Here is a 20902-nt window from a genome sequence, read left to right on the forward strand (position 1 = left end):
CCGGACGTGTACGAGAAGAACGGCGAGAAGTACTACGTGGTCGACAGCCACATGCACTTCTGGGACGCGGGTCCGGACAACTGGGTGCCGGGCGCGGAACAGTACGCGAAGGGCTGGATCGAGTGCTTCCACGCCTACCAGAGTCTCGCGCCGAAGGAGACCCACTGGACCATCGAGAAGTTCATGAAGTACTCCGAGGACGACCTGATGAAGGACGTCTTCGAGGACGGCTATGTGGACGTCGCGGTGTTCCAGCCGACGTACCTGAAGGAGTGGTACAAGGACGGGTTCAACACCACCGAGAAGAACGCCGCGCTGGGTGAGAAGCACCCGGGCATGTTCGTCCACAACACCCGGTTCGACCCGCGGGACGGCGACAACGGGCTGGAGGAGCTGAAGCGCAACGTCGACCGGTACGGCTCGCGCGGCGTCAAGCTCTACACCGCCGAGTGGAACAACGGATCGCGTGGCTACAAGCTCAGCGACCCCGGGGCGTACCGCTACCTGGCGAAGGCCCAGGAGCTCGGGATCAAGAACATCCACGTCCACAAGGGCCCCACGATCTGGCCGCTGGACAAGGACGCGTTCGACGTCTCCGACATCGACCACGCCGCGACCGACTTCCCCGACCTGAACTTCATCGTCGAGCACGTCGGGCTGCCGCGGATCGAGGACTTCTGCTTCATGGCGACCCAGGAGCCCAACGTGTACGCCGGTCTGTCCGTCGTCATCGGCGGCCTGATGCACGCCCGGCCGCGGTTCTTCGCGAAGGTGATGGGGGAGCTGCTGTTCTGGGTCGGCGAGGACAAGATGACCTTCGGCAGCGACTACGGCATCTGGGAGCCGAAGTGGCAGATCGAGGGCTTCGTCGACTGGGAGTTCCCCGAAGGCGACGAGTTCACCGACTACCCGCGGCTCGGGGTCGAGGGCAAGAAGAAGATCCTCGGGCTGAACGCGGCCAAGCTGTACGACCTCAAGGTGCCCGACGAGTATCAACTCAAGGAGGCGACGCCGGCCGCGCCTGACGACGCGAAGCTGGTCACGCAGTAATGACGGCACTGGTGACGGAACGGTCCAGGGCGGCGCTCACCGCCCTGGACGCGGTTCGGGATCCGGAGCTGGACGAGCCGATCACGACGCTGGGGTTCGTGTCCACCTGCGTCGTCTCGGCGGCCGGCGATGCCGTCGTGCGGCTGCGCCTGCCGACGTACTTCTGTGCGCCGAACTTCGCCTTCCTGATGGTCGCCGACGCGTACGACGTGGTGTCCGCGCTCCCCGAAGTCCGCACTGCCGATGTGGCGCTCGAGGATCACTTCGCGGCCGATCAGATCAACGCCGGGGTCGCGGCCCGGGCGGGCTTCGTCGCGTCGTTCGCGGGTGAGGCGGTCGACGAACTGGACGAGCTGCGCCGGACCTTCGTGACCAAGGCGATGCTGGCCGGAACCGACCAGGTGTGCCGGCAACTGATGGCCGCCGGCACCGATCGGGGGGACCTGACCGGCCTGACGCTGGGCGACGTACCGGCATCGACCGAGCTCGACCGGCTGCTGCGGCGGCGGGCCGAGCTCGGACTGCGGACGGACCCGGCCGCACCGCTCCTGATCGACCCCGGCACCGGTACCGCGATCACCGGCGCCGGGGCGCCGAACTATCTGGGCATGGCACGCCTCACCCGGACCGGGATCGAGGCCAACACCGGCATCTGTAGGGGAATGCTGCGGCACCGGTACGCCGAGACCGGTGCAGGCGAGGAGGCAGAGGGATGAAGGCCGTTCGACTGCACGGATACCACCAGCAGCCAGTGGTCGAGGACGTACCGGAACCGGTCGTCAAGGGACCGCTGGATGTGATCGTCAAGATCGGCGGCGCCGGCGTGTGCCGCACCGACCTGCACATCATCGAGGGGCAGTGGGACGCGGCGATGCACCCGACCCTGCCGTACACGATCGGCCACGAGAACGCCGGCTGGGTACACGAGATCGGCTCCGCCGTCACCAATGTGCAGGTCGGTGACACGGTCATCCTGCACCCGACACCGACGTGCGGCCTCTGCCAGGCCTGCCGCGCCGGCAACGACATGCATTGCTCCAACAGCACGTTCCCGGGCCTCGACAGCGACGGCGGGATGGCGGAGTACCTCCTCACCTCGGCACGCGCCTGCGTGAAGCTCGACCCGAGCACCAGGCCAGAAGACGTGGCGGCACTCGCCGACGCCGGCATCACGGCGTACCACGCGGTCCGCAAGGCGATCCCGCTGCTGCCACCCGGTACGACGTGTGTCGTGATCGGCGCGGGTGGTCTCGGGCACATCGGCGTGCAGTGCCTGGCGGCGCTGACCGCGACCCGGATCATCGTCGTCGACCGCAACCCCGAGGCGCTCAAGCTGGCCGAGCAGCTCGGCGCGGACCAGACGGTGGTTGCCGATGGCAATCAGGTCCAGACCGTGCTCGACCTCACCGGCGGCGCCGGGGCGAACGTCGTACTGGACTTCGTCGCCGAGCAGGGCGCCGAGCAGGACGGCTTCGCGATGACGGCGGCCGGCGGTTCGTACTTCGTCATCGGCTACGGCGGCCAGGTGCAGATCCCGACCCTCGACATCATCTCGACCGAGCGGAACATCGTCGGCAACATCGTCGGCACGTTCAACGAACTCACCGAGCTGATGGCCCTCGCGCAGGCCGGCAAGGTCACGCTGCACACCCGGACCTATCCGCTCGCCGCGGCCGCCGAGGCGGTCGCTGATCTCGACGCCGGCCGGGTCCGCGGCCGCGCGATCCTCGTTCCGTAAGTTCACGACCTGGGAGGGCTCTGATGGCCAAGGAACTGCGATTCGGTGAGAACGCCCGCGACCTGCTGCTGGCCGGGGTGGACCAGTTGGCGGACGCGGTGAAGTCGACACTTGGCCCCAAGGGCCGCAACGTGATCCTGGAGAAGATCACCGGGTCGCCGGTGGTCACCAACGACGGCGTCACGATCGCGCGGGAGATCTTCCTGAAGAACCAGTTCGAGAACATGGGTGCCCAGCTGGTCAAGGAAGCGGCGATCAAGACCAACGACATCGTCGGCGACGGCACCACCACCGCGACCGTGATCGCCCAGGCGATCATCCGCGAGGGTATGGCCGCGATCGGCACCGGTGGCAACCCCGTCCTGGTGAAACGGGGCATCGATCTGGCCGTCGGCAAGCTGGTCGAGCGGCTGCGCGAGGTCGCCCACCCGGTCGAGACCGAGCTGGACTTCGCCCGGGTGGCGGCGATCTCGGCGAACGACGACGACCTCGTCGGCGCGGCGATCGCGAAGGCCCTGTTCACGATCGGGGACGGCGGCATCGTCACCGTCGAGGAGTCGGCCACGCACGGCATGGGCGTCGACTTCGTCGAGGGATTCGAGTTCGACAACGGGTACCTCTCGCCGTACATGGTGACTGACCCGGGCAGCCTGCAGGCCAACCTCGACGACCCCTACATCCTGTTGTGCAGCGAGAAGATCACCAAGGTTCAGGAGATCATGCCGCTGCTGGACAAGATCATGCGTGAGCCGCGGCCGCTGGTGATCATCGCGGAGAACCTCGAGGGGACCGCGCTCAGCATGCTGGTGCACAACCATGTGAACGGGCTGTTCCAGTGCGTCGCGATCAGGGCACCGGGCTTCGGCGACCGGCGGCTGCACAAACTGGAGGACATCGCCGCGATCACCGGCGGCGCGGTCTACAGCCGGCACTCCGGTTTCAGCCTGGAGACGATGACCGTCGCCCAACTGGGCCGCGCGGACCAGGTCCGGGTGAATGCGGATCGTACGGCGATCGTGGCGTCGTCCGGGCGCGAGCAGGAGGTCGCGTTCCGGATCGCGCAGTTGCGTGCCGAGTTGGAGCGTGCGACCTTCGGCGTCGACGAGGACGTGCTGACCGAACGGATCGGTTCCCTGTCCGGCAAGGTCGCGGTCATCCGGGTCGGTGCGCCGACGCCGGCCGAGCTCAAGGAACTCCAGCACCGGGTCGAGGACGCGTTGTCGGCCACCCGGGCCGCGATGGCCGAGGGCATCGTCGCCGGCGGCGGGATGGCTTTGCTCCATGCCGCGCCCGCGCTCGACGCCTTGGATGTGAAGGGCGACTACGCGACCGGTGTCGAGATCGTCCGGCGCGCCCTGCGGGAGCCGGCGTACCTGATCGCGACGAACGCCGGCTACTCGGGCGCGGAGGTGCTCGAGCGAACCACCCAGATGGGTGTCGACGACGGCTTCGACGCGCTCGAAGGCCGCTACGGCAACATGCTCGAGATGGGCATCATCGACCCGCTGCGAGTAGCCCGATCGGCCCTCCAGAACGGCGCTTCGGTCGCGGGCCTGCTGCTCACCACGAACACCCTGGTGGCTGAGGAGCAAACCCCGTGGGGCGGCAGCGCGGCCCTGATGACCGAGTACGGCGCCCTCGACGAAGGCCTCCACCAACCATCCCCCGACCCGAGCACACCGCAATCCCTGGGCCTCGGCCCCTCGGTCGGGTGATACATGCGCCGGTTCGGTCACGGGTACCGACCGGTGGGTGAGGCGAGCGGGAGACCTGATAGCGGGGCGATACCGGATCGCCGCGGCCCTTGGCCGCGGCGGGATGGGTGACGTCTACCGCGCAACCGACGAGGTCCTCGGACGGGACGTGGCAGTGAAGCTGATGCTGCCCGTCCCGGGGACGCTCGCCGCCCCCGGGCGCTTCCTGCGGGAGGCGCGCGCCGCGGCGCGGATCCGCGACCCGCACGTCGTCGCGGCGTACGACTTCGGCGACGAGGACGGCTGTTGCTACCTCGCCATGGAACTGGTCGGCCATCGCACGGTCGGTGAGGAGCTCAGATGCGAGGGCCCGTTCCCGCCGGACCGGGCAGAGCGCGTCATTCGGCAGGCCGCGTCCGGACTGGCCGCCGCTCACCGGCAGGGCATCGTGCATCGTGACATCAAGCCCGGCAATCTGCTGCTGGCCGGCGACGGGTCGGTGAAGGTGGCCGACTTCGGCATCGTGCGTTTGCTCGACGACGCGAGTACGACAATGACCTCGGCCGGGCAGATCGTCGGGACGAGCCACTTCCTCGCGCCGGAACGCGCGCTGGGCAAGCCTGCTGAGCCGCCGTCCGACGTCTATGCGCTCGGTTGTGTGCTGTACCAGGTGCTCACCGGGCATCCGCCGTTCCTGGCCGACGAGCCGGCGTCGATCATGTTCCAGCACGTCGAACGCGCGCCGATCCCGCCGAGCGAACTCCGGCCGGACGTGGCTGGGGATCTCGAGGCCCTGGTGCTGTGGATGCTCGCGAAGGACCCGGCGCGTCGTCCGACTGCGGCGCAAGTTGCCCAGGGCATCAAGCCGCCGGTCGTCCTCGCCGGCGAATCGGACACGACCAGCGTTCTTCCGGTACGCCGGACGCCGGCCAGGCCGGTGCTTGCCGGGACAGCTGCGGCGATCACTCTGCTGGCGTCGGCTGTCCTCGGGATCGCCTTGTCGACAAGGGATGTGGACGTGCCGGCGACGAACGACCTGTCGCCGGGCGAGCAGTTCACGCCGTCGCCGGCGATTCGCAGTACGCCGCGATCGCCCGTGGCCGTCCACACGACGACGTCTCGGCCCTCAGCCGCCTCGCCACGACACGCGCCCACGACCCACAGCGCCAGCCCCCCGCACGGGAAACCCGACAAACCCGGCCAGAACAAGCCGAAGAAGCCTAAGCCCTGAGCTCAGTCGTGCGGCTCGGGTTCGTGGGTGGCGCGGACGTACGCCGGAATCGCCAGCCAGAAGGTGACGAACCACGCCAGGACGGCCGCAACGATGACGATCGCGGCCGTTCTGGACATCACGACGTCCAGCGCGATCAACACTCCACCGCAGATCGCGGCGACCAGGAAGACCAGGCCCGCGCGGGCGAGCCGATCGGTGATGGTGACCAGCCGATCGCGGAGCCCCTGGCGGTAGACCATGCGGTGGAACGACACCGGCGCGAGGAAGAGTGCGACTGCCAGCGCCGAGGCGACCAGCGTCGCGGCGTACACGCCGTGGGTGAACCCGTCAGCGGCGTGGAACTGGTTCTGGAATGCGATGCTCAGCAGGAAGGCGAACAGGATCTGCGTCCCGGTCTGGGCCAGGCGCAGTTCCTGCAGCAGTTCGTTCCAATGGCGATCCAGTTGCTCGCCGGAGTCCTCTTCCTCTCGCTGGTAGCGGATCATCGGTACCTCGTTACCGGCTGCGGGCCGTCCGGGCGGCGATGATGCCGGTTGCCGCCGCCGCACCGGCGGCGATGACACCGACGAGGGTGCGATGCCGGGACATCCAGAACTCGTAGCTGCGGCTCGTCGATCGGTCGTCGAAGGCGCCGTGCGTGCCGAAGTCGTGGCCGTCGTAGCCGTCGGCCGGATGCCAGAGATTCGCGGCGCGGGGGTCTTCGGGCAGGTTCGTCTGCTGCGACTTGTACCCGGTCCGCGCCAGGTAGTGGTCCAGGAGGCCGGCCGCGAACTTGTTGGCGATCACGGTGCCCATGGTCGGTCCGCCGATCCAGTACTCGCGGCGGCGCGGGTGATCCGCGGCGTACACAACCGCGTCGGCGGCCACCTCGGGCTGGTAGATCGGGGGCACCGGCTGGGGGTGTCTGGGCAGTCTGGACAGCACCCAGGAGAACTGCGGTGTGTTGACCGCGGGCATCTGGACCATGGTGACGTGCACGTTGGACTTGTCGTGCAGCAGTTCGCTGCGCAACGAGTCGTGGAAACCCTGGACGGCATGTTTGGCTCCGCAGTACGCCGACTGCAGCGGGATGCCGCGGTAGGCCAGGGCCGACCCGACCTGCACGATCGTGCCGCGGTCGCGCGGGGCCATCCGGTCCAGGGCGGCACGGGTGCCGTAGACGTAGCCGAGATACGTGACCTCGGTGGCGCGCTTGAACTCGTCCGGATCGATCTGCAGGAACGGTGCGAACACCGAGGTGAACGCGACGTTCGCCCAGACGTCGATCGGCCCCAGTTCCGCTTCCACCTGTGCAGCGGCCTTCTCGACCTGCTCGTAGTCGGCGACATCGACCGGGATCGTCAGCGCCGTACCGCCAGCGGCCTCTACCTCCCGTGCCGCGCCGTCCAGCCCTGCCTCGCCCCGCGCCAGCAGTGCGACCTTGGCACCCCGCCGGCCGAACGCGATCGCGCTCGCCCGCCCGATCCCAGCGCTCGCTCCGGTCACCACGACAACTTGCCGGTCCTTCGGCACCACAGACCTCCTCGGATCACTGTGACGCTCCCGGTACCCAGGTCGAACAGACCTGATGCGGCGCGAAGGTCGTTTGGTCGTCCGCGGTGGGCGAGGTGGCGGAGGAGGGCGGTCAGGCCGGCGGTTTGGTAATGCCAGAAGGTGGTGATGGTGGCGCGAAGGGTCGGCTCGGATTCGTTGTGGAGGAGGATCCGGGCGAGGGTGGTGGCAGTGTTCGACCAGATGGACTCGAGGAGGTCCCGGTCGCCTGCTGTGACCGCGTTGGCCGGTAATGCGTTGGCCAGGGCGTCGACGGAGCGGGCGTTCAGGCGGCGTACGACGGCGCCGAAGGCTTCACCAATCCGTTCGGCGAGGTCCTCGGCGGGTTCCTCGCCGCGATGCTCTACGACACCGTCGGCCCGGCCCTGCTCGCCACCCTCCCGCCCGGCCGCTTCATCAAGACCCTCGACCTCAACACCACCTTCGTCCGCCCGACCGCCACCGGCCGGTTGACCGGACGTGGTCGCGTCGTCACCCGCAACGGAGACAACGCCATCCTGGAAGGCACCCTGTACGACGCCGACGACCAGATCATCGCCACCGCGACCGCCACCGCCCTCGTCGTAGACGTTGCCTAGCGCAACAAACTCACCTGATCGGGAGAACCCCCGAACGTACTGCCGACCCGCCGCCTCCCTGTGAGGGGTCAACCGGCTCTTCGGCTTGATGTGTGGGTGATGTGACGGGCGGTAGGTCATCGGTGAGACCACCGGCCGCACAGGTTTGCCGGGCACGCGACGAGGTTGCCGGGCACGCCGTCGCGTTGGTTGTCCGGCGGTTCGGCACCTCGCCCAGGTGGTAGGCGGACCGGGTGCGCATTTGGTGGGTTGACGTCCGAGATGGTGGGCGGACTCCAGTGGTCGAAGCAACGACTACTGGAAGGTGTTGTTTGATGCCGAAGGCGTATCCGTATGAGGTGCGTGAGCGGTTCTTCGCGCTGGTGTGTGGTGGGGAGTCGTTGCAGGCGGCTGCGGTGGGGGCCGGCGTGTCGTGGGAGGCGGGGAGGTTGTGGTGGCGAGCATCGGGGCTTGTGGAGCCATCGATGCGGCGGGGTAGGGCTGGTGGATTGGTAGGCAGTGCGCCGGCCTCGTTCCCGGGTGCGGCGGCCGGTGAGCGGCCGCGGCGCCGGCGGGCGTTGAGCAGTGAGGACCGGGCGGTGATCGCGGTGTTGCTGCGGCAGGGGTTGTCGTATGCCGGGATCGGGGAGGCGATCGGGCGGGACAGGTCGGTGATCTGGCGGGAGGTGGCCCGCAATCGTGGCCCGGACGGGTTGTACTGGGCGCCGGTGGCTCACCGTGGCGCGCATGAGCGGCGGCGACGGCCCAAGGAGTTCAAGCTGGCCGCCGATCCGGGGCTGTGCGCCCGGATCACCGACTGGATGGACGCCGGCTGGTCCCCGGGCCTGATCGCGACGGTTCTGCGCCGCGATCACCCCGGCGCCAGCGCCGAGGAGAAGATGGCTCGTGTGTCGCACGAAACCATCTACCAGGCGTTGTATGTGCAGACCCGTGGCCAGTTGCGCCAGGACCTGCACCGGCAGCTGAGCCTGCGCCGCTCGGCGCGCAAGCCCCGCGGCGGCCGGCGCCAGTCCACAGGCCCGTACCGGGAGGCGTTCCGGATCAGCCAGCGCCCCGCCGAGGCCGCCGACCGTGCCGTGCCCGGGCACTGGGAAGGCGATCTGATCATCGGCGCCGCCAACACCTCCGCGGTCGGCACCCTGGTCGAGCGCAGCACCCGGTTCACCATCTTGTTGCACCTGCCCGGACAGCACGACGCCGACAGCGTCGCCGAGGCCATGATCGCCCAGATGCGGACCCTGCCCGACCACCTGCGCCGCTCGCTGACCTGGGACCGCGGCACCGAACTAGCCGCCTACCGGCGCATCCAGCTCGACCTCGACATGCCGGTCTACTTCTGCGACCCCCACTCCCCTTGGCAACGCGGCACCAACGAAAACACCAACCGGCTCCTGCGGTTCTGGCTCACCAAGGGCAGCGAGCTGTCCATCCACACCGCCGCCGACCTCGACCGGATCGCCGCCACCCTCAACCAACGCCCCCGCCCTACACTCAACCTGAAAACCCCAGCCCAAGCGCTGGCCGAACTGCTCGCCAACCCGGCAGCAGCATGAACCGTTGCTTCGAACACTGGACTCCGCCGTGGGTTGCCGTACTGAAATCCGGGGCGCCAACCCACCATCTCGGACGTCAACCCATGAAATGGGTCGCTCGGGACCATGTCCGCGCCGACACACAGCGCCGGCCGGGGACCTGTCCCGGCCCACCAGAGGTGGACCGATCCGCGGGGGAACAGCCCGCCGGAACCGCCCGGCCCGGCCTCGGCACACCCTCCACCTTGCCTCCTTGCGCACCCCAGTGACATCGCCCCCTATCCCGACCACCCGGCTGGCGATCACCCATGCGTCGAGCAGAAGAGCCCGGGAGCGCAGGGTGAGCTGGGCGCCACCGGACCCCATCGACGCGAGCCAATGAGGTTGAGAACCGCCGACCCCGATTACCCCCCAACGCTGCTTGACGCGGCACTAGCTCTCGAGCTGCCGCATCGCGCGTCAGCTGCCAGGCAGTGATCGCGGCAGGCCGAACGACGGAAGGACACTGTTGTCGAAGCGGGTCAAGGCGGAGATCCGGTCGCCAGTGAGGGTGAGGACGAGCAGACCGGTTCCGTGGCGGATGCCGTCGGTGGGGGCGTAGAGGTAGGTCCCGAACGCCACCTGCCCGTTCGCTCGCGTCGGCACGAGGTCGTACCTGCGGTGGCTGATGATGCTGGCGTAGAAACGGGACACGGCATCGCGGCCGCGGTACTCGAGGGGGATCGGCGGCATGGACACGCGGACATCGTCGGTGAGCAACGCAACGAGCGTGTCGACGTCGCCGGCGCCGTACGCGCGGACGAACTTCGCCACGAGCGCTTGCTCGGTAGGTGAGTTCGGCGCCGGGGCCGAGTGCTCGCCCGTCGGTAGGCGGCGCTGCAGGCCGGCGCGGGCGCGTTTGAGCGCGCTGTTGACCGAGACAACGGTCGAGTCGAGCATCTCGGCCACCTCGTCGGCGTGGTAACCGAGCACCTCGCGCAGGATGAGTACGGCGCGCTGGCGAGCGGGCAGGACCTGCAATGCGGTCACGAACGCCAGCGACAGCGCTTCGGTCTGTTCGTAGCGCGCCTCCGGGCCGAGTGGCCCGTCGATCGCACCCTCGAGCAATGCGTCGGGATAGGGCTCGAGCCACACGACTTCGCTGAACCCGGTCGGCTCGGGCGGTTCGATCTCGGGCACGTCCCACTCCTTGGCCTGGCGTCGCTTGGCCGAGCGGAGCGCGTTGAGGCACCGATTGGTCGCGATCCGGTAGAGCCAGGTACGGATCGATGCGCGTCCCTCGAATCCACCGAGGCCCTGCCAGGCCGCCAGCAGTGCGTCTTGAAGGGCATCCTCGGCGTCCTGGAAGGAGCCGAGCATCCGGTAGCAGTGCACCAGTAGCTCTCGGCGGTAGGGCTCGGTGAGTTCCCGGAACGCACCGCCGTCGCCGGCCCGCGCCTTGATCATCAGCTCGGTTGTCACCACTCCACCCTCGCGTCACGTCTCCGCAGTCTTTGTCCCGCTCACCAGTATCGACACCGGCCGAGCCGCGAACTGGGCGGTCGGCGCGCGACCAGTTTCCCGGCGCCGTGCTGTCTACCTCCTCGACAGCTCGAATTCCCCAGCTAGGAGACGGTGCAATGACAATCGCAGACAAGACAGTGCTGGTCACCGGTGCCAATCGCGGCATCGGTCAGGCACTGGTCGAGGACGCCCTGAGGAGAGGGGCGAGACGGGTGTACGCCGGTACGCGCCGGCCGCTGGTCCACTCGGATGAGCGCGTCACGCCGCTCACTCTGGACGTGACCGACGCGGCGCAGATCCAGGCGGCGGTCGAGAGCGTCGAATCGCTCGATGTCCTGATCAACAACGCCGGCATCGCGCTGTACGACGACCTGGGCGACCGGGCCGCGATCGAACAGAGCCTCGCCGTCAATCTCTACGGCACGTACGGCGTGACCCAGGCCTTCCTGCCGTTGCTGGTCGGTTCCGGGGGAGCGATCGTCAACGTGTTGTCGGTGATGGCGTTCGCGCCGCTGCCGCTGATTCCGTCGTACTCGCTCTCGAAGGCGGCCGCGTTCTCCCTGTCGCAGTCGCTGCGCGGCCTCCTGGCCGGCCAGGGTGTCAGCGTCCACGCCGTCCTGACCGGTCCCGTCGACACCGAGATGTCCCGCGACCTCGACGTACCCAAGGCCTCTCCGGAGTACGTCGCGCGCGCCATCCTCGACGGTGTGGAGAAGGGCGAGGACGACATCTTCCCGGATCCGATGTCGGAGTCCATGGCCGAGAATTGGCGCTCCAGCGCAGCCAAGGCCCTTGAACTCCAGTTCGCCGCCCTCGTACCAGAGACCGCCAAGTCCTCAGCCAGGTCGGTCGCCTAGTCCTGTTCGGAGTAGAGGTCCTCGCGGTCGAGTTCGGCGTAGCGGCGGCGGACCTGGTCTTCCGGCTGGCCCCTGCGCCAGAGGGCCAAGGCGATGTCGGCGGGGGCAGGGGCCGCGGTCGGTTGCCAGGTTTCGGGCATCCACGTGTGTGAGCGGCGGAAGGCCTTTGTGCAGTGGAAGAAGACCTCTTCGACGTCGACGAGCAGGGCCAGCGACGGTCTGTGTCCCTTGACCACCAAGTCGTCGAGGTTCGGCAGGTCGGTGATCAGCCTGGCGCGACCGTTGATGCGCAGCGTGTCGCTCCGGCCCGGAACGATCAGGATCAACCCGACGTGCGGGTTCTCGAGGATGTTGTGGAAGCCGTCCATCCGCCGGTTGCCAGGGCGTTCCGGGATGGCCAGCCGGGTCGGGCCGAGCACGCGCACGAACCCGGCTGGGTCGCCCTTGGGCGAGACGTCGCAACGCCCGTCGGCCGAGGACGTGGCCACGAACACCAGACTGGCGGCGGCGATCCATTCGCGGTGCGTGTCCTCGAGGGCGCCGAGCACTTTGTCCCGGACCAAGGGCTTGGGTACGCCGAACGCCTCGAGCTGCTCGACGGTGGTCACAGGGGTCAACGGTTCCATGATGCTCCTGCCGCTCGGACGCTTGTCGACAATCAGACGATCGGAGTCCGGGTCCTGTGACAGGTCGGTGGTTACCTGGCGGGTCTCAGGCGGTCGGTCAGGTAGGTGAGGATCTCGTCTCGTGCTTTCAGGGTGGGGTGGCCGGCCTCGTCGACGAGGTGGGCGGTCACCACGCTGTGGGGTGTCTCGACGACGTCGCGGAAGAACGGGGGCGCGTTGGTATTCGCCGCACTGCCGGGGAGGACGCGGCCGTCGAAGGCGTCGCCGAGAAGAGCTTGGTAGGCGGCGAAGCGCTGACCGGTGCACCAGCGGTCGCTGTCGAATCGGTAGGCGAGAACCGTCAGCCCGTCGCGGGTGATGCGGTCCCGGACCGCGATCGCGTCCTCCGCGCTGAGCTCGAGTCCGGCCGGGTCGTCCAGCGGCAGCGACGGGTGGTTGACCACCGGTGCGATGACGGCCGGCTCGAGCGCCATGGTGAGCGCGAAGTTGCCCGTGAAGCACAGCCCGATCGCGCCGACACCAGGACCACCGCATTCCGCGTGGGCTTGGCGGGCGAGCCCACGCAACCACGCAGTGACCGGACTCGTGCCGCCCCCGGCGAACGCACGGAACTCTGCACTGACGCACGCGCGCCGGACAACTTCCTTGCCTCCCTCGGCCGTGGGGTAGGCGCCGTCACTCCCGAAGAGCGAAGGGACCTGGACAGTGAAGCCCGCGTCTCGCACCCACCGCGCCAGCCGCAGTACGTCGGGGCTGATGCCGGGCATCTCCGGCATCAGGATCACGGCCGGCCCGGCGCCCGCGACGTACACGGTCTTCACCACCCCGTCCACGTCGACGAGTCGGCGGGAGAAGTCCGAGATGCTCATGCGCACAGCCTGAAGCGATCCATCGGCCGACCGCGAGAGGCGAGATCGCCATAGTTGGCGGTAATCTCGCCAAAGACGTGAGGAGCCGAGGGATGAGTGTCCTGCGGGTTGGTGTGCTGGCCTATCCGGGCTGCTTCGCGTCCGAGGTGTACGGCGTACCCGATCTGCTGACCATGGCCACACACGTCGCCGGCCCGGACCAGGCCGGCTACGAGGTGTCGGTCGTGTCGCCTCGCCGGCACGTCGTCGCGTCGGGTGGCGCCCGCTTGGCCGTCTCCGCCGTACGTGACGTCGATGTCCTCGTCGTGCCGGGATTCGAGCTCTCGCAGGACATTCACGTGGACGCGACGCTTGCGCCGCTCCGCCCGGAAGTCGCCGTGATCCGCTCGCATGTTGCCGCGGGCAACGCAGTTGTATCGATTTGCGTCGGTGCATTCCTGCTCGCCGAGGCCGGCCTTCTCGCGGGGCGCCGAGCTACGACGTCCTGGCTCTTCGCGGACGAACTGGCTCGACGCTGTCCGGACACCGAGGTCCGGCCCGAGCAACTGGTCGTCACCGACACGGGAGTGACGACGACGGCCGCGTTCAGTGCGATGTACGACTTCGCGCTGGCCCTGATCCGGGAACACCACGGTGCGGCGGTCGCGAGGACGACCGCGAGGGTCGCACTTGTCGATGACGCGCGCACGTCGCAGACGCCGTACGTCGACGCGACACTCCTGCCCCAGCCGGGAAGCGAGTTCTCCCGAAGGGTCATGCGACAGCTCGACCAGAACCTCGCCGACCGCTACGACCTCGTCGCGTTGGCGGCCGTGTTCGATGTAAGTACTCGCACGTTGCTCCGGCGGTTCGCGGCCGAGACCAGCCAGAGCCCGCTCGATTACCTTCAGGCGTCGCGCGTGAGTCGTGCCCGGCATCTCCTGGAGACCACGGACCGGACCATCACCAGCATCTCTACCGCGGTCGGGTACAAGAATCCCGGAACGTTTGCGGCTCTCTTCACCAGGCAGCTGGGACAGCGGCCCAGCGAATACCGGGCAGCGTTCCGACGCTGTCGTGACGGCTTTTGATCCAGGGCTCCAGATTGTTGCGTGGGGCCGTTTGGTGACGGGTACCGGGCGGCTAGTTTCAGTGGTGGTACGGAAGAGTGCCATTTCGGTAAGTCCTTGTTGCGAGGCAGAGATGCTGCGCCCTCAGGCCTAGCCAGGCCACCCTCCTCAGCCCTGTGTTGCCGTGCTTTCTCGTACGGCGGATCAGACGCGGGCTGACCCACGACGTCGATCAATGCTCCTGGAAGGAGCCGTCACATGACGCATACAACGAACCATTGGATGGACTCGGACAGTCCGCCCACCGAAGGTGTCGCCGGGACAGCCCGGGACGAAGCCGGGCAGTTGAAGGAGACGTCGGCCGACGCCGCCCGTCAGGTTGCGGGGACCGTGAAGGACAAGGCATCGAACGTGACATCGGACGTCCGGGAGCAGACCCGGCGGCTGGCCCATCAGACGCGGAACGAGCTGGTCGGGCAGGCAAGCCAGCAGAAGGACCGGGCCACGAACGGACTCCGTTCGGTGAGCGATGAGCTGCGCGGGATGGCCGAGCACGGTCAGTCTGGCCTGGGTGCTCAGCTGGCACGGCACGGTGCGGGCTTCGCGGATCAGGCTGCGGACTTCCTGCAGCAGCACGAGCCTGGCGATCTGCTGGACGAGGTCCGCGGATTCGCGCGGCGCAAGCCTGGCACGTTCCTGCTGGTGGCCGCGGCCGCCGGCGTCGTGGCCGGTCGCCTCACGCGTGCCCTGGCCGCGGGCGGCACCAATGCGTCGGGCAGCAGCGGTACGCCGTACAGCAATGGATCGGTAAGCGGCAACGGCATGCCGGGGCAACCGGTCGGTGGCGCGGATGTCGACGACTATCTCGTCCCGCCGCCGGTTGCGCCCAACCAGGATCTCGGCGCCCCGGTCCAGTCCAGGTACTCGCCCGGACCGGGGCTGTGACATGACTGTCGACGGATCACCGCCGGGCAGCAGTCCGGCCCGGCTGTCGATGGACGAGTCGGTCGGTCAGCTGGTCTCCCAGCTGACCACCGACCTGGGGCAACTCACGCGCCAGGAACTGGCGCTGGCCAAGGCCGAACTCCAGGCGGAGGCGAAGAAGGCCGGCAAGGGCGCAGGCATGCTCGGCGGCGCGGCGTTCGCCGGCTGGATGGTCGCCCTCTTCCTCTCCTTGACGGTGATGTGGGCTCTCGACGAGGCCATGGATCTCATCTGGGCAGCGCTCATCGTTGCCGCCATCTGGGCGGTCGTGGCCGCCGTACTGGCGACGACGGGACGCAAGGAGCTCCAGGAAGTCAATCCGAAACCCGACCAGACGGTCGAATCACTCAAGGAGGATGCGAAATGGCTGAAGACCCGGAAGAGCTGAAGCGCGACATCGAGCAGACGCGGCGCAACGTGGGCCGCGACGTGGACGCCTTGACGGAGAAGGTCAGTCCTGGTCGCGTCGTCGGCCGGCGGGTCGACCGGGCTCGCGGTGGGGTCCATCGGCTGAAGGAGCACGTGATGGGCTCGGCAGAGTCCGTGGGCGGATCCGTGAGCGATACCGCCGGTTCGGCCGTGTCGACCGTGCAGGACGCGGGCAGCAAGGTCGGTGACGCTGTCAGTTCCGCGCCGGACATGGCCCGGGCGCGGACTCGCGGTACGCCGCTGGCCGCCGGGCTGATCGCGTTCGCGGCCGGATGGGTCGCGGCCGCCGCGCTTCCGGCGTCGACGCGGGAACGCGACCTTGCGCAGGACACCAAGGACAAGGCGATGGAGGCCGCCGGTCCGGTGAAGGAGCAGGCCGCCCAGATGGCGCACGAGGTGAAGGACAACCTCCAGGAGCCGGCCCAGCAGGCTGTCGAGAACGTCAAGCAGTCCGCATCCCAGGCAGCGACCGACGTGGCCGACGAGAGCCGCTCGGCGGCTCACCAGGTCGCGGACGATGCCAAGCACTCGGCGGACACCATCCGGCAGGCCGGTCCCTCGAGCTGATGAGCTGGCCTATGGGCTGGTCGCGGACCCGACTCAGATCCGCAACCAGGTCAAGGATCTGACCGCGGCCATGCCGGCGTCAGGGCGCGATCTGCTGCTCCAGCAGCTCGACGCTCTGACCTCGGCGCCACGGCAGGGGCTGGGGATCGGCGTCGCAATCGCTGTGGTGGCTGCGCTGTGGAGCGCGTCAGGAGGTGCGGGGTACCTCCTGACCGCTGTCAACCTCGCGTACGACGAGGACGAGACACGCGGATTCGTCCGCCGCAAGCTCCTGGCACTGGGCATGACGTTGGGCGCGATCGTCTTCGTCCTGCTCGCGATCGCCCTGTTCACGGCCGGCGCGGCGATCGGGAACGATGTGGCCACGCCGGTCCGGATCCTGCTCGAGGCGGTACGGCTGGTGCTGGCCGTCGTACTGATCACGGTGGCGCTCGCGGTCACCTACCGGCTGGGGCCGGATCGGGACGCCCCACGCATCCGCTGGGTGTCCACGGGCGCCATTGTCGCGACCGTCATCTGGCTGATCGCGTCGATCGGTTTCTCGATCTATGTCGAGACGTTCGGCAACTACGCCAAGACCTACGGCAGTCTGGCCGCGGTGGTGGTCCTGATGTTGTGGCTGTGGCTCACCGTGTACGCCGTACTGCTCGGAGCCGAGATCAACGCCGAGGCGGAGCAGCGTGCATGTGGGCGATTCGGGTACCGGTTGTGGCGTGAATGAGGACCGACTCCTGAATCTGGCGCAGCGGCTGGGGAAGTCGCTGACTCCGGGCGACCTCGACCACACGCTCAGTCGCATCACGGCTGCGGCGGTCGAGGCGCTGCCCGAGACCGACTACGCGAGCATCACGATCCTGCACGCCGACGGCCGGCTGGAGACGGCCGCGCCGACGGATGAGTTCCTGCTGACTCTCGACGAGGCACAGTACGACCTGCGTGAAGGTCCCTGCTACGAGGCGGCGGCTGATGCTGTGCACGTCGCGTCGCCGGATCTGGCCCGGGACGAGCGCTTTCCCCGGTACGCCGTGAGCGCGTTGGCGGCCGGTGTTCACGCGCAAGCGGGTCTCTCGCTCTTCAATGCTCCGAAGTCGCGTGGCGCCCTCAACCTGTATGCCAAGCAGGTCGGGGCCTTCCGCGACCTGGGAACGCTCGGCGTGCTCTTCCAGCACCAGGCGGCGATGGCGATCGACTACGCCCGCGAGATCCAGAACCTGCGCGAAGCGGTCAACACGCGCACCACGATCGGTACGGCGGTCGGCATCGTGATGGAGCGCTACCACCTGACCGACGACCGCGCCTTCGCCTTCCTCACCCGCCTCTCGCAGGACGGCAACATCAAACTGCGAGAAGTGGCCAAACGCCTCATCGCCACCACCCGCGGATAGCGGTCGGGATCGGTCACTTTGTGCACAGATCCGTACGGCGAGGGCCGGTGCGTACAGCCAGGATCAGCAGCTGCACGGCGGCCAGGCCGGCGATTGACTCACCCGTTGGCGGGTTCGAGGTCGGTGGCGGTGAGGGTGTGGGCGATGACTTCTGCGGCGACTGCGCTGAGGTGCAGGTGGTTGCTGCGGGCGTGGGCGCGCATCAGGCCGAAGGCGGCGTTGAGCGAGAGGCCCGCGCTTGCCGCGAGGATGCCCTTGGCCTGTTCGATCACGATGCGGCTGTTCAGGGCGCTCTGCAGCTGCTCGGCGAGGATCTCGCCGGAGCGGATGGCGCGCTCCTGCAGCAAGGCGACAGTGGCGATGTCGCACAGCGCCTGCCCGAGCTCGATGTCCTCCCGGGTCAGCGTCGAGCGCTGGGCGCAGAACAGGTTGAGTGCCCCGATGACCCGGCCGCGCAGCCTGAGCGGCAGCGCGTGGGTCGAGTGGAAGCCCGCGGCCGTGGCGGCGGCGTGGAACCGCGGCCATCGCTGGCTGAACTCGCCGAGGTCGACATTCGTGATCTGCTGACCCGTGGTGTAGCAGTCCAGGCAGGGACCCTCGTCGTTCTGCAGGACGAACAGCTCGAGCAGGCGTGCTTCCTCGGTCGTCGAGGCCATCACCTGCAACACGCCGCGCTGGTCGGCCAGGATCAGCCCGGCTGCGTCGGCCTCGAGGAGCTCGACGCTGCGGTCACACAGCTGGTGCATCAGGTCGATGACGTCGAAGTCGTCGACGAGAGTGTCGGCGAGCTCGACGAAGACCCGCCCTAGACGCTGCTCTCTGGTCATGACCTGATTCCTTTCCTGGTCGATCGGTCGAATCCTCGCATTGCCCCGCCTACTCATCATTGTCGCTGTCGGGTGGGAAAGTCAGCCGCCGGTGCACAACATCGCTCGCGATGTCGAGCAGCGGCCGCCCGGTCGAATACGCCCTCGCTCGCAGCAGGAGCAAGGCCTCGGTCAGCCCGATCGCAGCCTGGACCGAGACCATCCCGGTGGCCTGATGGACCTCCCGGTGCCCGTCGGCGGCGTCGGCCAGCAGCGGATGCAACTGGCCGATGGGAGCGCCGTGCTGCAACTCCAGCAGGATCGTGGTGGCGGCGGACGCGAAGTCGAGGGCCTCGGCGAGCTCGAGCCGGTCAAGCGATCCGGTGGTACGGCGGTAGAGGTCGAGCACGCCCAGCCGGATCGCGCCGACCTGGAGCGGGAAGGCGAACACTGCGGCGATCCCGGCGTCGGCTGCGGACATGGTGAAGGTCGGCCACCGGTTCGTACCGGACTGGACCAGATCCGGCAGCAGGACCGGCCTACCGCCACGTGAGGCGTCCAAGCACGGTCCCTCACCGAGGGTCTGTTGCAGGTCTTCCATCGCAGCCGCCGGCACGTCGCTGGCGACCAGGAGACCCGCATGGCCGGCCGCCGTCATCAATGCCACGCCCGCGCCGTCGACGGGCAGCGCGGCGATCAAAGCTGTGCACAGACGCCGCAGTATCTGCTCGGCCGTGCTGGTCCGGCCGGGGGGATCGGTGAGGACCTCGAGGAGGATCTGCCGGACTCGCGGTGATGCCACGGATCAGCTCACCTCGGAGTCGCCATCCGCGCGCCTTGCACCACCCGACCGGCCGATCCGGTCATGACGTCGCCGCCTCAGCCTGCCTGGCGTACGGAGCGAAGTCCACCGGGCGCACCGACGCCCTGCCGTCGGCCTGCGGGCCGACCGGCATGTAGAGGTAGTTGCCCAGGTGGTCCTTGGCGGGCTGGTGGGTGCGGGGATGGTGGATCAGCCGGTAGATCGGAGTGTCCGGGACGACCGCGACTTCCTCCGGTGGGTCCTCGCCTTCGATCGCCCAGCACTGTCCGTGCGCCGAGCCACCGTAGGCCCGCGCCACCGCGGTGGATCGCCACGCGGGGGATGTCGTTGCCGAGGCCATGGGGTCACCTCTTCAGCCGTCGTACTGTGGAGAAGGTGCCGTGGTCCGGGGCAAGCACTGCCGTGCAGGTACCCGCTGCGGCCGACCGCACAACTGCGGGGATCCCTAGACTTCGAGCATGCGCCACCACGGCGCGGTTGTCATCGGCGCCGGCCCTCACTGAAGTGATCAGTGGCGCCTGCTCCGGTTGCGTGCGTAGTGGGTACAGGTCAGGCATGAGTGAGAACGAGCGGGTGGTGCGGGCCTCGAGCGCGGATGTGTTCGCCGTGCTGGGCGACGGGTGGTCGTACGCCGGGTGGGTGGTCGGCGCCGCGCGCGTCCGGTCGGTCGACCAAGGGTTTCCGGCGCCCGGGACGAGTCTTCACCACTCGGTCGGTGTCTGGCCGTTCATGGTGAACGACGTGACCACGGTCGAGGAGTTCGAGCCGGACCACCGGTTGGTGATCAAGGTCCGCGTCTGGCCGGCCGGCGCCGGCCGGGTCGAGTTCGTCACCACCACCCGCCCCGACGGCTGCCTGCTGGTGATGCGTGAAGAGAGCATGGAAGGTCCCGTGCACATCCTTCCGCATGCCGCCGTCGACCCCGTCCTGCACTGGCGCAACACCGAAACGCTGCGTCGCCTCGCCTACTTGGCCGAATCACGCGCGGGCCTGCACAGAACCCAGTCCACCTCGACGAGGTGACGCGGCCCCTGGACGGCAACACTCGGCATGGAACTCGCCGGATGTGATCGCTCCTGGTCCGCGTGACTGATAGACAGGCCGTCGGATGTCTGATCGACCGAGAGTTCTTCGATGGTGATGGCGTGGCGCTTCGGCGCGGTGAGCGCCGAGGCTGTGATGGCGGTTGTCGCGACGGCCGAGCTGTTCGAGGACTGGGTGGTCGGCGTTCCCACTCCTGTCGACGCCGACCGGAGGTGGCCGGAAACCGGCAGCATCGTCCGGAAGGACACCGATCGGGAGCCGCACGGCAGGCACTCCTACGACCGTCATCTGACCGTGGCGGTCGTCGAGTCCTGGCTGCCGCCTCAGGAGTTGGTCCTCCGCCTGCGGAGTGGATTGGGTGGCTGGATCCGATTGACGATCAGGGTGCAGCCACGACCTGGAGGGAGCCTGATCGAGGTCAGAGCGGATCCGATCACCGCCTCGGCTCGGTTGAGATACGCCGGACCGGCCCGATCTCGCGCCGAGGAGCGCTGTGTGATGGTTGCCGAATCACTGATCCAGCTGGCCGAGGAGCGGAGTGCCGCCGGCGGTTGAGGCGTCCACCGGGCGAGTATCGTGAGTC

Annotated in this window: 24 protein-coding genes; 16 read left to right on the forward strand and 8 right to left on the reverse strand. The window is 68.4% G+C overall.

Going from position 1 to position 20902, the window contains the following annotated elements; translation table 11 throughout:
• Nucleotides 1–6: 6 nt before the first annotated feature.
• The 5 genes from OG555_RS23470 to OG555_RS23490 are packed head-to-tail and all read left to right on the forward strand — an operon-like array spanning nucleotide 7 to nucleotide 5713.
• Nucleotides 7–1050, forward strand: coding sequence for an amidohydrolase family protein (locus OG555_RS23470; protein ID WP_329474674.1), 1044 nt, complete (start codon nucleotides 7–9; stop codon nucleotides 1048–1050).
• Between the two features lie 11 nt (nucleotides 1051–1061).
• On the forward strand, nucleotides 1062–1766 hold the full coding sequence (locus tag OG555_RS23475) for an iron-sulfur cluster assembly protein (protein WP_329474675.1): 705 nt from the start codon (nucleotides 1062–1064) through the stop codon (nucleotides 1764–1766).
• Complete coding sequence (locus OG555_RS23480; protein ID WP_329474676.1) at nucleotides 1763–2788, forward strand: NAD(P)-dependent alcohol dehydrogenase; 1026 nt, start codon at nucleotides 1763–1765, stop codon at nucleotides 2786–2788. The genes OG555_RS23475 and OG555_RS23480 overlap by 4 nt, the downstream gene beginning before the upstream one ends.
• Before the next feature lie 20 nt (nucleotides 2789–2808).
• Nucleotides 2809–4503, forward strand: a complete 1695-nt coding sequence (gene groL / locus OG555_RS23485; protein ID WP_329484859.1) for a chaperonin GroEL — start codon at nucleotides 2809–2811, stop codon at nucleotides 4501–4503.
• A gap of 37 nt (nucleotides 4504–4540) precedes the next feature.
• Entirely contained in the window at nucleotides 4541–5713 is a 1173-nt protein-coding gene (locus OG555_RS23490) for a serine/threonine-protein kinase (protein ID WP_329474677.1), read from the forward strand.
• Between the two features lie 2 nt (nucleotides 5714–5715).
• Here OG555_RS23490 and OG555_RS23495 read toward each other — a convergent pair whose 3' ends face one another.
• Both OG555_RS23495 and OG555_RS23500 read right to left on the reverse strand, forming a co-directional pair.
• Nucleotides 5716–6201, reverse strand: coding sequence for a DUF6328 family protein (locus tag OG555_RS23495; protein WP_329474678.1), 486 nt, complete (start codon nucleotides 6199–6201; stop codon nucleotides 5716–5718).
• A 10-nt stretch (nucleotides 6202–6211) separates the two neighbouring features.
• The gene (locus OG555_RS23500) at nucleotides 6212–7228 is read right to left on the reverse strand and encodes an SDR family oxidoreductase (RefSeq protein WP_329474679.1); all 1017 of its coding nucleotides are present in this window, start codon (nucleotides 7226–7228) and stop codon (nucleotides 6212–6214) included.
• Between the two features lie 377 nt (nucleotides 7229–7605).
• Here OG555_RS23500 and OG555_RS23505 point away from each other — a divergent pair, with 377 nt between their 5' ends.
• Both OG555_RS23505 and OG555_RS23510 read left to right on the forward strand, forming a co-directional pair.
• Nucleotides 7606–7845 (forward strand): PaaI family thioesterase, encoded by a 240-nt coding sequence (locus tag OG555_RS23505; RefSeq protein ID WP_329474680.1) that lies wholly within the window; start codon nucleotides 7606–7608, stop codon nucleotides 7843–7845.
• Between the two features lie 314 nt (nucleotides 7846–8159).
• A complete protein-coding gene (locus OG555_RS23510) occupies nucleotides 8160–9398 on the forward strand; it encodes an IS30 family transposase (protein ID WP_329474681.1) in 1239 nt (412 codons plus the stop codon).
• 438 nt (nucleotides 9399–9836) lie between these two features.
• Here OG555_RS23510 and OG555_RS23515 read toward each other — a convergent pair whose 3' ends face one another.
• Nucleotides 9837–10838, reverse strand: coding sequence for a sigma-70 family RNA polymerase sigma factor (locus OG555_RS23515; RefSeq protein WP_329474682.1), 1002 nt, complete (start codon nucleotides 10836–10838; stop codon nucleotides 9837–9839).
• A 158-nt stretch (nucleotides 10839–10996) separates the two neighbouring features.
• On the opposite strand from OG555_RS23515, the gene OG555_RS23520 reads away from it, so the two are divergent.
• Nucleotides 10997–11737, forward strand: coding sequence for an SDR family NAD(P)-dependent oxidoreductase (locus tag OG555_RS23520; protein ID WP_329474683.1), 741 nt, complete (start codon nucleotides 10997–10999; stop codon nucleotides 11735–11737).
• On the opposite strand, the gene OG555_RS23525 is transcribed toward OG555_RS23520, so the two are convergent.
• Together OG555_RS23525 and OG555_RS23530 are read right to left on the reverse strand one after the other, a co-directional pair.
• A complete protein-coding gene (locus OG555_RS23525; RefSeq protein WP_329474684.1) occupies nucleotides 11734–12363 on the reverse strand; it encodes an MSMEG_1061 family FMN-dependent PPOX-type flavoprotein in 630 nt (209 codons plus the stop codon). The genes OG555_RS23520 and OG555_RS23525 overlap by 4 nt on opposite strands.
• Nucleotides 12364–12434: 71 nt before the next feature.
• A complete protein-coding gene (locus OG555_RS23530; RefSeq protein WP_329474685.1) occupies nucleotides 12435–13232 on the reverse strand; it encodes a dienelactone hydrolase family protein in 798 nt (265 codons plus the stop codon).
• 92 nt (nucleotides 13233–13324) lie between these two features.
• Here OG555_RS23530 and OG555_RS23535 point away from each other — a divergent pair, with 92 nt between their 5' ends.
• The 6 genes from OG555_RS23535 (at nucleotide 13325) to OG555_RS23560 (ending at nucleotide 17646) form a co-directional block, all read left to right on the forward strand.
• Nucleotides 13325–14302 (forward strand): GlxA family transcriptional regulator, encoded by a 978-nt coding sequence (locus OG555_RS23535; RefSeq protein ID WP_329474686.1) that lies wholly within the window; start codon nucleotides 13325–13327, stop codon nucleotides 14300–14302.
• A 237-nt stretch (nucleotides 14303–14539) separates the two neighbouring features.
• Nucleotides 14540–15226, forward strand: a complete 687-nt coding sequence (locus OG555_RS23540) for a hypothetical protein (protein WP_329474687.1) — start codon at nucleotides 14540–14542, stop codon at nucleotides 15224–15226.
• A 1-nt stretch (nucleotide 15227) separates the two neighbouring features.
• Entirely contained in the window at nucleotides 15228–15653 is a 426-nt protein-coding gene (locus tag OG555_RS23545; protein ID WP_329474688.1) for a phage holin family protein, read from the forward strand.
• On the forward strand, nucleotides 15629–16261 hold the full coding sequence (locus OG555_RS23550) for a DUF3618 domain-containing protein (protein ID WP_329474689.1): 633 nt from the start codon (nucleotides 15629–15631) through the stop codon (nucleotides 16259–16261). Before OG555_RS23545 ends, OG555_RS23550 begins: the two co-directional genes overlap by 25 nt.
• A complete protein-coding gene (locus OG555_RS23555; RefSeq protein ID WP_329474690.1) occupies nucleotides 16212–16982 on the forward strand; it encodes a YihY/virulence factor BrkB family protein in 771 nt (256 codons plus the stop codon). Before OG555_RS23550 ends, OG555_RS23555 begins: the two co-directional genes overlap by 50 nt.
• Nucleotides 16975–17646, forward strand: coding sequence for a GAF and ANTAR domain-containing protein (locus OG555_RS23560; RefSeq protein WP_329474691.1), 672 nt, complete (start codon nucleotides 16975–16977; stop codon nucleotides 17644–17646). The genes OG555_RS23555 and OG555_RS23560 overlap by 8 nt, the downstream gene beginning before the upstream one ends.
• A 98-nt stretch (nucleotides 17647–17744) precedes the next feature.
• Here the strand turns inward: OG555_RS23560 and OG555_RS23565 are convergent, their stop codons facing one another.
• The 3 genes from OG555_RS23565 to OG555_RS23575 all read right to left on the reverse strand — a co-directional run bounded on the left by OG555_RS23565 (nucleotide 17745) and on the right by OG555_RS23575 (nucleotide 19615).
• Nucleotides 17745–18473, reverse strand: a complete 729-nt coding sequence (locus OG555_RS23565) for a GAF and ANTAR domain-containing protein (protein WP_329474692.1) — start codon at nucleotides 18471–18473, stop codon at nucleotides 17745–17747.
• A 49-nt stretch (nucleotides 18474–18522) separates the two neighbouring features.
• Nucleotides 18523–19254 (reverse strand): GAF and ANTAR domain-containing protein, encoded by a 732-nt coding sequence (locus OG555_RS23570; RefSeq protein WP_329474693.1) that lies wholly within the window; start codon nucleotides 19252–19254, stop codon nucleotides 18523–18525.
• Between the two features lie 61 nt (nucleotides 19255–19315).
• Nucleotides 19316–19615 carry a hypothetical protein gene (locus OG555_RS23575; protein ID WP_329474694.1) on the reverse strand — a complete coding sequence of 100 codons (300 nt, stop codon included), beginning with the start codon at nucleotides 19613–19615 and terminating at the stop codon, nucleotides 19316–19318.
• Nucleotides 19616–19830: 215 nt separating this feature from the next.
• Here OG555_RS23575 and OG555_RS23580 point away from each other — a divergent pair, with 215 nt between their 5' ends.
• Nucleotides 19831–20298 (forward strand): SRPBCC family protein, encoded by a 468-nt coding sequence (locus tag OG555_RS23580; protein WP_329474695.1) that lies wholly within the window; start codon nucleotides 19831–19833, stop codon nucleotides 20296–20298.
• Between the two features lie 111 nt (nucleotides 20299–20409).
• Entirely contained in the window at nucleotides 20410–20874 is a 465-nt protein-coding gene (locus tag OG555_RS23585; RefSeq protein WP_329474697.1) for a hypothetical protein, read from the forward strand.
• Nucleotides 20875–20902: the final 28 nt, after the last annotated feature.

The organism is Kribbella sp. NBC_01484 (assembly GCF_036227145.1).
In the GTDB taxonomy this organism is placed as follows: domain Bacteria; phylum Actinomycetota; class Actinomycetes; order Propionibacteriales; family Kribbellaceae; genus Kribbella.